Raw genomic sequence first — 12,302 nt, 5'->3', positions numbered from 1 at the left:
TGGCGTGCCGTTAGCTCTTCGGCTGTCACTCGACGGCGGACGCTTCAATCTTGTCCAGACGCGGCGCCTTGGTGTTGCAACGGCGCTGGTCCTGACGCTGGGCTACTTCTTGCACCTCACGGCGAGTCACAAGATCAGCCAAGCTGATACCACTCAAAAACTCATGGATCTGCAGGCTCAGGTCACACCACAAGTGGTGCGTAAGGCAGGTGTCACCGGCATGGCAGTCACCCAGGCCCTGGCATTTGGTGGCATCGACGGATTCATTCACCGCGTCGATCACCTGGGCGACCTGGATGCCCTGCATGTCGCGGGACAGTTGATAGCCGCCGCCTGGACCACGAACGCTGGAAACCAGATTGCTGCGGCGCAACTTGGCGAACAACTGCTCGAGGTAGGACAGGGAAATGCCTTGGCGCTCGGAGATATCGGCCAGGGACACCGGCCCATTTTGCGCGTGCAAGGCCAGGTCAAGCATGGCGGTCACCGCGTATCGGCCTTTTGTAGTCAGTCTCATGGACAAGTACCAAGGTGTTTCAGAATGGGAGCAAGTATGCGATTCCCGAGTATTTAAGTCAACTATAAGACCTAGTACTTTAGTCAGGATTACCCGTAAAAAGGGCGCGCGAATAATAGCAGGGCGGGACGGGATGGACCAGCGGGAACAGGGCCAAGCCGGGAATGCGGGACCAATGGAGGTCAAAATGTGGGAGCGGGCTTGCTCGCGAATGCGGTGGATCAGTCAATATATTCGGCGACTGACACGCAGCTTTCGCGAGCAAGCCCGCTCCCACATGGGCTTTGCAGCGATTGAGAGACTTCAGCCAGCCTTGGTGGCGGCGCTTTCGTCCTTGATCTCGGCGAAGTCCTCGGTGCGCAGCTCAGGCAAGTCCTTGGCGCAGTAGTTGCTGCCAAGGTCTTTCAGGGCACCGCACATACCGTCCAGCTTGCCATCCACCGCTTGCAGGTGGTCGAGCAATTGGCCAATCGCTCGCGCCACCGGGTCGGGCATGTCTTCGCTGACACCATAGGCATCGAAGCCGATTTTCTCGGCCATGGCCTTGCGCTTGGCTTCCTGCTCATCACCGACTTCCGGCTTGACGATAATCCGCCCCGGAATGCCGACAACCGTTGCGCCAGGCGGCACGGCCTTGGTCACCACGGCGTTGGAGCCGACCTTGGCACCCGCACCGACGGTAAACGGGCCGAGGACTTTGGCGCCCGCCCCTACTACAACGCCATCTTCCAGCGTCGGGTGGCGCTTGCCCTTGTTCCAAGTGGTGCCGCCCAGGGTCACGCCCTGATACAGGGTCACATCGTCACCAATCTCGGCAGTTTCACCAATAACGATGCCCATGCCGTGGTCGATAAAGAAGCGGCGACCGACCTTGGCGCCCGGATGAATCTCGATCCCGGTCAACCAGCGGCCAAAGTTGGAGACCAGCCGCGCCAGCCACTTCCAACCCATATTCCACAAGGCGCCGGACAGGCGGTGGATCCAGATCGCGTGCATGCCCGGGTAGCAGGTCAGCACTTCAAAGGCGTTGCGCGCCGCCGGGTCACGGTGAAAAACACTCTGGATATCTTCTCGCAAACGCTCGAACATTTTTAATCCTTCCGCTTAAGAAGCTCGCCACGGGCCGCTTTCTGGGTTTCCGTGAGGATGCCACGCAATATATTCATTTCCGCCCGGCTGACCGAACTGCGTCCGTACAACCGACGCAGGCGCGCCATCAAGTGCCGTGGTTTTTCCGGATCGAGGAATTCGATGGCCACCAGGGTTTGCTCCAGGTGCTCATAGAACCGCTCCAGCTCATCCATGGTGGCCAACTCGCCACTCTTGGTCGATGCAACCTCGTCCTTCTCTACCTTGCTTGGCTGGCCTTCAGCGGCCAGCCAGGCCATGCGCACTTCATAACTCAACACCTGCACCGCTGCCCCGAGGTTCAGCGAACTGAACTCAGGGTCTGATGGGATGTGCACGTGATAATGACATCGCTGCAGCTCTTCATTGGTCAGGCCGGAGTCTTCACGGCCAAAGACCAAGGCGATTTCAGCGCCGCCGGCGGCCTCTTCCACGACTTTGGTCCCGCATTCGCGAGGATCCAGCAGCGGCCAGGGGATACGACGGTCGCGAGCGCTGGTGCCGAGCACCAGGTTGCAGCCGACCAGAGCGTCTTCCAGCGTGGCGACGACCTGGGCTTTTTCGAGGATGTCATTGGCGCCGGACGCGCGAGCATCGGCCTCGTGGTGCGGGAACACACGCGGCTCCACCAGCACCAGGCGCGTCAGCCCCATGTTCTTCATGGCGCGCGCCACGCCGCCGATATTGCCGGGATGACTGGTATTGACGAGGACGACACGGATGTTTTGCAGCAAGGGAGGCGCTCTCGGACACGGGAAAGGGGAGCAAATCTTACAGAACAGCCTAAGGTTATGCCATGAAAGGTAACGTCGTCCTTCACCTGAAGAAAGTTTCTGCTAGAATGCTCGGCTTTCTTTAACAACCTTAGGTGACACATCCATGCAGCCCATGCTGAATATCGCGCTGCGCGCCGCCCGCAGCGCCAGTGAATTGATCTTCCGCTCCATCGAGCGCCTGGATACCATCAAGGTCGACGAAAAAGACGCCAAGGATTACGTATCCGAGGTGGATCGCGCCGCCGAGCAGAAAATCATCGACGCGCTGCGCAAGGCCTACCCTACCCACGGCATCCTCGGTGAAGAAACCGGTTTGCACAAAGGTAGCGGCGAAGGCGAAGACTACCTGTGGATCATCGACCCACTGGATGGCACCACCAACTTCCTGCGCGGCATCCCGCACTTTGCCGTGAGCATCGCCTGCAAATACCGCGGCCGCCTGGAGCACGCTGTTGTTCTGGACCCGGTTCGCCAGGAAGAATTCACCGCCAGCCGTGGCCGTGGCGCCCAACTTAACGGTCGTCGCCTGCGTGTCAGCGGTCGCACCAGCCTGGACGGCGCCCTGCTGGGTACCGGCTTCCCGTTCCGTGATGACCAGATGGACAACCTGGAAAACTACCTGGGCATGTTCCGCGCCCTGGTTGGCCAGACCGCCGGCATCCGTCGCGCCGGCGCAGCCAGCCTGGACCTGGCTTATGTCGCTGCCGGTCGTTTTGATGCGTTCTGGGAGTCGGGCCTGTCCGAGTGGGACATGGCTGCAGGCGCACTGCTGATTCAAGAAGCGGGCGGCCTGGTGAGCGACTTCACCGGCGGTCACGACTTCCTAGAGAAGGGTCACGTCGTTGCCGGCAACACCAAATGCTTCAAGGCAGTACTGACGGCGATCCAGCCGCACCTGCCGGCCTCGCTGAAGCGCTAAGCGAGCGAGCACAAAAAAGCACCCCTCGGGGTGCTTTTTTTATATCTGAAATTACTGCTGCGGCTGGTTCTGACCGATAACCAGGCGCCCTTCCTTGTCGACCGGGATCTGATTGCCTGGATCACGATCCATGCGCACGGAGCCTTCCTTGCCGTCCAGGGTGTAACGCACGTCGTACCCGACAACCTTGTCGCTGATGTCGTTAACGGTGTTACAACGGGTTTGCGTCGTGGTGTAGGTATCGCGGTTCTGCATGCCTTCCTGAACCTTGTTACCGGCATAACCGCCACCGACCGCACCGGCCACCGTGGCCAGCTTCTTGCCATTACCGCCGCCGACCTGATTACCCAACAGGCCGCCCGCCAGCGCACCGACCACCGTACCGACGATCTGATGCTGATCCTGCACAGGCTTCTGCCGGGTTACGGCAACGTCCTTGCAGACTTCACGCGGGGTTTTAATCTGGGTTTTCACCGGCTGCACCGCCAGCACTTGCGCATACTCAGGGCCGCTTTTTACCAGGCTGTAGGTGGCAACAGCACCCCCGGCAGTCACACCGACAGCACCCAATACCGCACCAACCAGTAACGACTTGTTCACGTGAACCTCCTGACCATCACAAACGGACCGAACGATCCGCGCTATACCCAGCCTTGGAGCAAAAAAAAAGGCGCGAGTTCAATACTCACGCCTTTTTTGTAACAGCTGATCAACAAACACCCATCAAGGGCGGTCGTCGACCTCCTTGCCGGTGCTGGCAGGAGGGATCAGGTCTTCGCTGTTGAGGTTCAGCCAGATCAGTACCACGTTGGCGATGTAGATCGACGAGTAGGTACCCGCCAGTACGCCGATGAACAGCGACAGCGAGAAGCCCCACAGGTTGTCACCACCGAACACCATCAGTGCGGCAATTGCCAGCAAGGTGGAGATCGAGGTCGCCATGGTGCGCAGCAGGGTCTGGGTGGTGGAGATGTTGATGTTCTCGATCAACGTCGCCTTGCGCAGCACCCGGAAGTTCTCACGAACCCGGTCGAATACCACGATGGTGTCGTTGAGGGAGTAACCAATGATCGCCAGCACAGCCGCCAATACCGTCAGGTCGAAGGTAATCTGGAAGTAGGCCAGGATGCCCACGGTCACGATCACGTCGTGGATCAGCGACACAATGGCGCCGACACCGAACTTCCACTGAAAGCGGAAAGCCAGGTAGATCATGATGCCGACCAGCGCCATCAGCATGCCGAGGCCGCCCTGATCGCGCAACTCTTCACCCACTTGCGGGCCCACGAACTCGACGCGCTTGACCGACGCCGGGTTGTCACCACCGACCTTCTGCAAGGCCTCGGCTACCTGGTGACCCAGTTGCGGGTCTTCGCCCGGCATACGCACCAGCAGGTCAGTGGTAGCACCAAAGCTCTGCACGATAGCTTCGTGATAGCCGGCCTTGACCAGCTCGTTGCGCACCAGGCTAACGTCGGCCGGCTTCTCGTAGGTCAGCTCGATGAGCGTACCGCCGGTGAAGTCCAGACCGTAGTTCAGGCCCTTATGGAACCAGCTGAACAACGCCAGAACGGTAAGGAGCACGGTGAAGCTGAACGCAACGTTGCGAACGCCCATGAAGTTGATTGTACGTAACATGGCAGCCCCTTAAATCCACAACTTCTTGAAGTCACGTCCGCCAAAGATCAGGTTGACCATTGCGCGGGTCACCATGATGGCCGTGAACATCGAGGTAAAGATACCGAGGGACATGGTCACCGCAAAACCCTTGACCGGGCCGGTGCCCATGGCAAAGAGAATCCCGCCGACCAACAGAGTGGTCAGGTTGGAGTCGAGAATCGCGGTAAATGCCCGGCCGAAGCCTTCGTTGATTGCCCGTTGAACGGTCATGCCCGCAGCAATCTCTTCACGAATCCGCGAGAAGATCAGTACGTTGGCGTCTACCGCCATACCCATGGTGAGTACGATACCGGCGATACCCGGCAGGGTCAGCGTTGCACCCAGCAGCGACATCAGGGCCAGCAGCATCACCATGTTGCCCGCCAGTGCGACGGTAGCGATGATGCCGAAGAAGCGGTAGATGGCGATGATGAACAGAGAGACGAACAGCATGCCCCACAGTGCAGCGTCGATACCCTTGGTGATGTTGTCAGCACCCAGGCTCGGGCCGATGGTACGCTCTTCAGCGAAGTACATCGGGGCCGCCAGGCCACCGGCACGCAGCAGCAGCGCCAGTTCGGACGACTCACCCTGGCCGTTCAGGCCAGTGATGCGGAATTGAGCACCCAGCGGCGACTGGATGGTCGCCAGGCTGATGATCTTCTTCTCTTCTTTAAAGGTTTGTACCGGTACGTCTTTCTCGACGCCGTCGACCACTTGCTTGGTGTAAGTAGTGACAGGACGCTGCTCGATGAAGATCACCGCCATGCTGCGACCGACGTTGCTGCGGGTTGCGCGGCTCATCAGTTCGCCGCCGTGGCCATCCAGGCGGATGTTCACTTCAGGCGTACCGTGCTCGCCGAAACCGGCCTTGGCGTCAGTAACCTGGTCACCGGTGATGATCAAGCCACGCTCGATCAGTGCAGGTGGACGATTGCCTTCACGGAACTCGAACTCTTCAGCAGTCGCGCGGGTAGCACCCGGCTCAGCCGCCAGACGGAATTCCAGGTTGGCAGTCTTGCCCAGGATACGCTTGGCTTCAGCAGTGTCCTGCACGCCCGGCAACTCAACCACGATGCGGTTGGCACCCTGCCGCTGAACGATCGGCTCGGCCACACCCAGCTCGTTGACGCGGTTACGTACCGTGGTCAAGTTCTGCTTGATGGAGTATTCACGGATTTCCGCCAGCTTGGCCGGGGTCATCGCCAGACGCAGTACCGCCTGACCATTGAGGTCGGCCGGAACAATGTCGAAATCGTTGAAGTTCTTGCGGATCAGTGCACGGGCCTGTTCGCGGGTTGCTTCGTCAGCAAAGCCCAGCTGGATGGCACCGTTGAGCTGCGGCAGGCTGCGATAACGCAGACGCTCTTTACGCAGCAGGCTCTTCACATCGCCCTCGTAGACTTTCAGGCGAGCATCGAGGGCCTTGTCCATGTCCACTTCCAGCAGGAAGTGCACACCACCGGACAAGTCCAGACCCAGCTTCATCGGGTGCGCGCCAATCGCGCGCAGCCATTTTGGCGTGGTCTGTGCCAGGTTCAGCGCGACGACGTAGTCATCACCCATGACCTTGCGCACAACGTCTTTGGCCGGCAATTGGTCTTCTTGCTTGGTCAGGCGCAACAAGCCGCCCTTCGCATCAGCTGCCAAACTTGCCGCTTTAACCTGGATACCCGCGTCAGTGAGCGCTTTGCTCGCACGGTCCAGATCAGCCTGATTGACCTGCAACGCAGTGCTGGCGCCAGTGATCTGGATCGCCGGGTCATCAGGATAGAGATTGGGAGCGGAATAAATAAAACCGATCGCCAGCACCGCCAGGATCAGTACGTATTTCCACAGAGGGTATTTGTTCAGCATCACGCCGCCCGCTTATAACGCGGGGCGCCTTGCGCGCCCCGTCGATTGGTAAAGGTTGTTACTTAGATCGCTTTGAGCGTGCCTTTTGGCAGCGTGGCAGCGATGGCGCCCTTCTGGAACTTCATTTCTACGGTGTCGGAGACTTCCAGAACCACGAAAGCGTCGGACACTTTAGTGATCTTGCCGGCGATGCCGCCAGTGGTCACGACTTCGTCGCCTTTCTGCAAGCTGCCCAGCAGGTTCTTCTGCTCTTTGGCGCGCTTGGCCTGTGGACGCCAGATCATCAGGTAGAAGATGACCAGGAAGCCGACCAGGAAAATCCACTCAAAACCACCGCCCATAGGACCGGCAGCGGCCGGTGCAGCGGCATCAGCCATGGCATTAGAGATAAAAAAGCTCATTTAGCACTCCAGTTGCAAATAGTGAATCTTAGGGTCGGAAAACTCAGTCCAAGGGCGGCACAGGCAGCCCGCGCTTGGCATAGAAGGCATCGACGAAGGCGGCCAATGTACCCTGTTGAATAGCCTCGCGCAAACCAGCCATCAGGACTTGGTAGTGGCGCAAATTGTGGATGGTATTCAACATGCTACCCAGCATTTCCCCACACTTGTCCAGATGGTGCAGATAAGCACGCGAGAAGTTCTGGCAGGTGTAGCAGTCACAGGTAGGATCCAGCGGCGATTCATCATGGCGATGGAACGCGTTACGGATCTTCAGCACGCCTGTATCGATGAACAGATGCCCATTGCGGGCATTACGGGTTGGCATCACGCAATCGAACATGTCCACACCGCGGCGCACACCCTCTACGAGATCTTCCGGTTTGCCAACGCCCATAAGGTAACGAGGTTTGTCAGCCGGCATCAGGCCCGGCAGGTAGTCCAGCACTTTGATCATCTCGTGCTTGGGCTCGCCCACCGACAGACCGCCGATGGCCAGGCCGTCAAAACCGATCTTGTCCAGGCCTTCCAGCGAGCGCTTGCGCAAGCTTTCATGCATGCCGCCCTGCACGATACCGAACAGCGCCGCGGTGTTATCGCCATGGGCATTTTTCGAGCGCTGGGCCCAACGCAGCGACAGCTCCATGGAGATCCGCGCGACGTCTTCATCGGCCGGGTACGGCGTGCATTCGTCAAAAATCATCACGATGTCGGAACCCAGGTCACGCTGGACCTGCATCGACTCTTCCGGGCCCATGAACACTTTGGCGCCGTCCACCGGGGAGGCGAAGGTCACGCCCTCCTCCTTGATCTTGCGCATGGCGCCCAGGCTGAACACCTGGAAGCCACCCGAGTCGGTCAGGATCGGGCCTTGCCACTTCATGAAGTCATGCAAGTCGCCATGCTTCTTGATCACTTCCGTGCCCGGGCGCAGCCACAGGTGGAAGGTGTTGCCCAGGATGATCTCGGCGCCGGTGGCGACGATGTCACGCGGCAGCATGCCTTTTACCGTGCCGTAGGTACCGACCGGCATAAAGGCCGGGGTCTCGACGGTACCGCGAGGGAAGGTCAAACGGCCGCGGCGAGCTTTACCATCCGTGGCCAGCAATTCAAACGACATACGACTCATGATTGTTCCTCTGGGCCGCACGGCGCCGGGTTACGGGTGATAAACATCGCATCACCGTAGCTGAAAAAACGGTATCCGTTATCGATGGCGGCTTGATAAGCGGCCATGGTCTCGGGATAACCGGCAAATGCCGACACCAGCATCAACAGCGTGGATTCCGGCAAATGGAAATTGGTCACCAGGGCATCGACCACATGAAACGGCCGGCCCGGGTAGATAAAGATGTCGGTGTCGCCACTGAACGGCTTGAGCACGCCATCACGTGCCGCACTTTCCAGCGAACGCACGCTGGTGGTACCGACCGCCACCACCCGCCCGCCACGCGCCTTGCACGCGTCAACCGCATCCACGACTTCCTGGCTGACTTCCAGCCACTCGCTGTGCATATGGTGGTCTTCGATGTTATCCACACGCACCGGCTGAAACGTGCCGGCCCCCACGTGCAGGGTCACATAGGCCGTTTCAACGCCTTTGGCGGCGATCGCATCCAGCAGCGGCTGGTCAAAATGCAGCCCCGCAGTCGGTGCCGCCACGGCACCCAGGCGCTGGGAGTACACCGTCTGATAACGCTCGCGGTCCGAGTCTTCGTCGGGGCGGTCTATATAAGGAGGCAACGGCATGTGGCCGACACGCTCCAGCAGCGGCAACACTTCCTCGGCAAACCCAAGCTCGAACAACGCATCGTGACGGGCCAGCATTTCAGCTTCGCCACCGCCATCGATGAGAATCTTCGAACCCGGTTTCGGCGACTTGCTGGAGCGCACATGGGCCAGCACGCGGTGGCTGTCCAGCACCCGCTCCACCAGAATTTCCAGCTTGCCACCGGACGCTTTCTGGCCAAACAGCCGTGCCGGAATCACCCGGGTATTGTTGAAAACCATCAAGTCGCCCGGGCGTAAATGCTCAAGCAAATCAGTGAATTGACGGTGTGCGAGGGCACCGCTGACCCCGTCCAGGGTCAGCAGTCGACTGGCGCGACGCTCGGCCAAAGGGTGGCGAGCGATCAGCGAATCAGGGAGCTCAAAAGTAAAGTCAGCAACGCGCATGATGGGGTTCGTCTAGCAGGGCCGGGAAGTCTAGCGGAAATAGTGAAAATTGACCATGAAACGTGATTGACCAACGGTAATCTCATCTCTATACTTCGCCGCCATTGAGCCCTGATGGCGGAATTGGTAGACGCGGCGGATTCAAAATCCGTTTTCGAAAGGAGTGGGAGTTCGAGTCTCCCTCGGGGCACCATACAGCAGTATCTGAAAGTCTCTACCAGACTCTCAGCAACAGAGAAACCGGCCACTTGAGCCGGTTTTTTTGTGTCTGGCTATCTACCTCTGTACCCCCTTATCCGTTGTATCCCTGTATCCCTGCTTGTATCCTGAGAAAAATACCTAACTTTGGGATACAAGGATGAAGCGCGCAGATATCAAGCGCCGCCCTCTCGCCGACACGACGCTTGCAGGGCTGGAGCCGGAGTCGAAGGAATACCGGGAGCTAGACGGAAACGGTCTCTACTTCAGGGTCAAACCTGATGGTGGTAAATCCTGGCAGCTCCGCTACAAACGCCCGGCAGGCAATTGGGCTTGGATGGGGCTCGGGGGTTACCCAGAGGTCAGTGGTGCGCTGGCAAGAGACAAAGCTGCCGATCTACGCAAAGTAGTGAGTAGCGGCGCCGATCCCCTTGAGCAGAAACGATCCGCTAAAGCTGCAATCGATGCGGCCAAGGCCCGAACGTTTAGAGCTGCTGCTGAAGCTTGGCTCAAGGCCAAGGAAGAAAAGGGCCTCGCACCCTCCACCCTTCACAAAATTCGCACCTACCTCGACAAGGACATACTCCCTGCATTGGGAGATAAGCCCCTCGACGAAATCACCCGTACCGACTGTGCAGATCTCCAGGCATCCCTCGAAGCCAGAGACGCTCACAACGTGGCAGAAAAGTGCCGCACCTGGATCAACCAAATCTTCGGCCGAGCGATTGGTTTAGGACTCACCGAAAACGATCCAGGTAGCCGACTTCGCGATATTGCCGCCCAGGCACCCAAGACTCAGCAGCATCCACACTTGCTAGAGCCTGAACTGGCTGAGTTCCTCCAAGCACTCAAAAACACTCCGAGCAGACTGACGGCACGCACCGCCGCATGGCTTTGTATCTGGACGGCTTCCCGACCAGGCATGGTTCGCTTAGCTGAATGGAAAGAGTTCGACCTTGAGAAGGCAATTTGGACGACGCCTGCTGCCAAGATGAAGATGCGCCGGGATTTTGTATGCCCCCTTCCCCATCAAGCAGTGACAGCTTTGAGGGATCTGCACAGTTTAACGGGGCGGAGTCGTTGGCTTTTCCCCGGTGTGGGAGCGAAGAACCCAACCATCAGCGAAAACACAATCAACAAAGTCTTCGCAACCATCGGCTACAAAGGTCGTCTCGTAGGCCACGGCACTCGACACACCGCGAGCACGTTACTTAGAGAGCATGGCTGGCCGAAGGAACATGTTGAAGCGCAGCTGGCTCACAAAGAGGAAGGCATCTCGGGGGTATACAACAAGGCTCAATACTTTGAGCAACGTGTAAAAATGATGCAATGGTACGCCGATCATCTTGAGTCCCTAGTGGCCGGAAATGTAGTGCAAGGTCAGTTTGGGAAGGCCGTGTGAAGGCGTTAACCCTACACCCCCTCAAAAATCGTGTTACTGGTGTTACGCGTGTTACAAACACCAATAACCCATTGTATTTATTGAATATATTTAGCGTTACACGCACTGCAAAGTTTCTGAGCACCACGTGTTACATCGAGCAGTCGTGTTACAGAAAGGCCACCCCCTCAACCCTGCTGGCATTGGCGCTTCCAGCCGCAAATCGCTGTAACAGCCTACCGGCTTCGGGGCGGCGGGGAGATCTAAATGGACTTTGAGCTGGGCATCGAGACAGAAGAGCTCGAACTCGAAATCGCAGGTTTCGACGTAACATGCCTCATGTGGGATCAGGACGACGTGGAGGCAGCCGTTCGCAGCCTTGTGCTGTTTCCGCAGTTCAAGGAACACTTCAAAGGTGCCTTCGATCTGATCAACACCGCCACATCGTTCTGGCTTGAGGAGGGTTCCCACTTCCCAGGTGCAGAGTTGATTACACGAACCCTTTACTCCCGACGTGATGCAATCTACGACCATGCCGACTCTGCGGAAGCAGGCTCATTGCCAAGCGTGATTCGAGGGCTACTTAGGGTCAGCTGTTCCGCAGAAGATTCACAGCTCGTGGCTACCTACGCCCTGGTACTTGGAACACAGGCCGTTGAGATGCTCGCAAATTGGCTATTCGACCTTGAACTCGCGACCTACGACATTGATGCAGACCTGATAGAGCAACTGAGACATGACTCACCCCGCCAGTACCTTGCCCTGATCAAAAAGGCGCGGGATCGCAGCAGCGGGAATGAGATCAGGGCACGAGAAGAATTCGCGACGTTACTAGGCGAGGCGAATCAAGCGCTGCTGATGGCGAGTCTTTATCGCCAGGTGGAGCAGATGGATGTGTTCAAAAAAGGCTTCAACACATCAAGCCTGATGCATCGAATTCTCGACGACGCTTTCTCGACAAAGGCGACGAAGAGGGGCCAGGAAGCAGGCAATGGGAACCGCAATCCAGACTCAGCGATAAAAACCGCCGCTATGAATAGGCGAGCAAAAATCAAGGCAGCCGCAGAGCAAATCATCAGTGGTCGGAAAAGTGAAAAGCGCAATCTGACCGATGCTGAACTGACCAATCTGCTTTTCGACCAGGCGGGCAACGGCACGAAAAAAACCATTCGAGAGCACTTGATCGCTCTGGGCCTTAGACCTCTGAAATAAAAAAGGAAGCGGACACAGTCCACTCCCCCTCCCCTGCGTA

The 12,302-nt window shown here is 58.1% G+C and carries 12 protein-coding genes and 1 tRNA gene; 4 read left to right on the top strand and 9 right to left on the bottom strand.

What is annotated here, in order from left to right:
- Positions 1 to 25: 25 nt before the first annotated feature.
- From iscR to trmJ, 3 genes are all read right to left on the bottom strand, one after another.
- The gene (gene iscR, locus D109_RS0121345; protein ID WP_003210305.1) at positions 26 to 517 is read right to left on the bottom strand and encodes a Fe-S cluster assembly transcriptional regulator IscR; all 492 of its coding nucleotides are present in this window, start codon (positions 515 to 517) and stop codon (positions 26 to 28) included.
- A 303-nt stretch (positions 518 to 820) separates the two neighbouring features.
- On the bottom strand, positions 821 to 1,606 hold the full coding sequence (gene cysE / locus D109_RS0121340; protein WP_017478654.1) for a serine O-acetyltransferase: 786 nt from the start codon (positions 1,604 to 1,606) through the stop codon (positions 821 to 823).
- A gap of 2 nt (positions 1,607 to 1,608) precedes the next feature.
- Positions 1,609 to 2,379, bottom strand: coding sequence for a tRNA (cytosine(32)/uridine(32)-2'-O)-methyltransferase TrmJ (gene trmJ / locus D109_RS0121335; protein ID WP_003210307.1), 771 nt, complete (start codon positions 2,377 to 2,379; stop codon positions 1,609 to 1,611).
- Between the two features lie 145 nt (positions 2,380 to 2,524).
- Here trmJ and suhB point away from each other — a divergent pair, with 145 nt between their 5' ends.
- Positions 2,525 to 3,340: an inositol-phosphate phosphatase gene (gene suhB / locus D109_RS0121330; RefSeq protein ID WP_003175971.1), complete on the top strand. Its 816-nt coding sequence runs from the start codon at positions 2,525 to 2,527 to the stop codon at positions 3,338 to 3,340.
- Between the two features lie 51 nt (positions 3,341 to 3,391).
- Here suhB and D109_RS0121325 read toward each other — a convergent pair whose 3' ends face one another.
- From D109_RS0121325 to queA, 6 genes are all read right to left on the bottom strand, one after another.
- Positions 3,392 to 3,940 carry a glycine zipper 2TM domain-containing protein gene (locus tag D109_RS0121325; protein ID WP_003210309.1) on the bottom strand — a complete coding sequence of 183 codons (549 nt, stop codon included), beginning with the start codon at positions 3,938 to 3,940 and terminating at the stop codon, positions 3,392 to 3,394.
- Between the two features lie 123 nt (positions 3,941 to 4,063).
- The gene (secF, locus tag D109_RS0121320) at positions 4,064 to 4,978 is read right to left on the bottom strand and encodes a protein translocase subunit SecF (protein ID WP_017478653.1); all 915 of its coding nucleotides are present in this window, start codon (positions 4,976 to 4,978) and stop codon (positions 4,064 to 4,066) included.
- Positions 4,979 to 4,987: 9 nt separating this feature from the next.
- Positions 4,988 to 6,856 (bottom strand): protein translocase subunit SecD, encoded by a 1,869-nt coding sequence (gene secD / locus D109_RS0121315; protein ID WP_010176872.1) that lies wholly within the window; start codon positions 6,854 to 6,856, stop codon positions 4,988 to 4,990.
- A 62-nt stretch (positions 6,857 to 6,918) separates the two neighbouring features.
- Positions 6,919 to 7,257, bottom strand: a complete 339-nt coding sequence (yajC, locus tag D109_RS0121310; RefSeq protein ID WP_003175975.1) for a preprotein translocase subunit YajC — start codon at positions 7,255 to 7,257, stop codon at positions 6,919 to 6,921.
- Between the two features lie 43 nt (positions 7,258 to 7,300).
- Complete coding sequence (gene tgt, locus D109_RS0121305; protein WP_003210314.1) at positions 7,301 to 8,416, bottom strand: tRNA guanosine(34) transglycosylase Tgt; 1,116 nt, start codon at positions 8,414 to 8,416, stop codon at positions 7,301 to 7,303.
- Positions 8,417 to 8,421: 5 nt separating this feature from the next.
- Positions 8,422 to 9,471 (bottom strand): tRNA preQ1(34) S-adenosylmethionine ribosyltransferase-isomerase QueA, encoded by a 1,050-nt coding sequence (queA, locus tag D109_RS0121300; protein WP_017478652.1) that lies wholly within the window; start codon positions 9,469 to 9,471, stop codon positions 8,422 to 8,424.
- A 108-nt stretch (positions 9,472 to 9,579) separates the two neighbouring features.
- Here queA and D109_RS0121295 point away from each other — a divergent pair.
- The 3 genes from D109_RS0121295 to D109_RS0121285 all read left to right on the top strand — a co-directional run bounded on the left by D109_RS0121295 (position 9,580) and on the right by D109_RS0121285 (position 12,262).
- Positions 9,580 to 9,664: transfer RNA gene (locus tag D109_RS0121295), tRNA-Leu, on the top strand.
- Between the two features lie 165 nt (positions 9,665 to 9,829).
- Positions 9,830 to 11,071 carry a tyrosine-type recombinase/integrase gene (locus D109_RS0121290; protein WP_017478651.1) on the top strand — a complete coding sequence of 414 codons (1,242 nt, stop codon included), beginning with the start codon at positions 9,830 to 9,832 and terminating at the stop codon, positions 11,069 to 11,071.
- A 246-nt stretch (positions 11,072 to 11,317) separates the two neighbouring features.
- Positions 11,318 to 12,262: a hypothetical protein gene (locus D109_RS0121285; protein WP_017478650.1), complete on the top strand. Its 945-nt coding sequence runs from the start codon at positions 11,318 to 11,320 to the stop codon at positions 12,260 to 12,262.
- Positions 12,263 to 12,302 lie beyond the last annotated feature (40 nt).

This window comes from Pseudomonas sp. PAMC 26793, from assembly GCF_000313235.1.
Taxonomy (GTDB): domain Bacteria; phylum Pseudomonadota; class Gammaproteobacteria; order Pseudomonadales; family Pseudomonadaceae; genus Aquipseudomonas; species Aquipseudomonas yamanorum.
This window is presented reverse-complemented; position numbering and strand designations above follow the sequence as displayed.

Excerpts from the sequence above, each read along its gene's own strand:
- secD (WP_010176872.1), bottom strand. The coding sequence starts at position 6,856 with ATGCTGAACAAATACCCTCTGTGGAAATACGTACTGATCCTGGCGGTG.
- iscR (WP_003210305.1), bottom strand. The coding sequence starts at position 517 with ATGAGACTGACTACAAAAGGCCGATACGCGGTGACCGCCATGCTTGAC.
- D109_RS0121285 (WP_017478650.1), top strand. The coding sequence starts at position 11,318 with ATGGACTTTGAGCTGGGCATCGAGACAGAAGAGCTCGAACTCGAAATC.
- cysE (WP_017478654.1), bottom strand. The coding sequence starts at position 1,606 with ATGTTCGAGCGTTTGCGAGAAGATATCCAGAGTGTTTTTCACCGTGAC.
- suhB (WP_003175971.1), top strand. The coding sequence starts at position 2,525 with ATGCAGCCCATGCTGAATATCGCGCTGCGCGCCGCCCGCAGCGCCAGT.
- queA (WP_017478652.1), bottom strand. The coding sequence starts at position 9,471 with ATGCGCGTTGCTGACTTTACTTTTGAGCTCCCTGATTCGCTGATCGCT.
- secF (WP_017478653.1), bottom strand. The coding sequence starts at position 4,978 with ATGTTACGTACAATCAACTTCATGGGCGTTCGCAACGTTGCGTTCAGC.
- D109_RS0121290 (WP_017478651.1), top strand. The coding sequence starts at position 9,830 with ATGAAGCGCGCAGATATCAAGCGCCGCCCTCTCGCCGACACGACGCTT.
- yajC (WP_003175975.1), bottom strand. The coding sequence starts at position 7,257 with ATGAGCTTTTTTATCTCTAATGCCATGGCTGATGCCGCTGCACCGGCC.
- tgt (WP_003210314.1), bottom strand. The coding sequence starts at position 8,416 with ATGTCGTTTGAATTGCTGGCCACGGATGGTAAAGCTCGCCGCGGCCGT.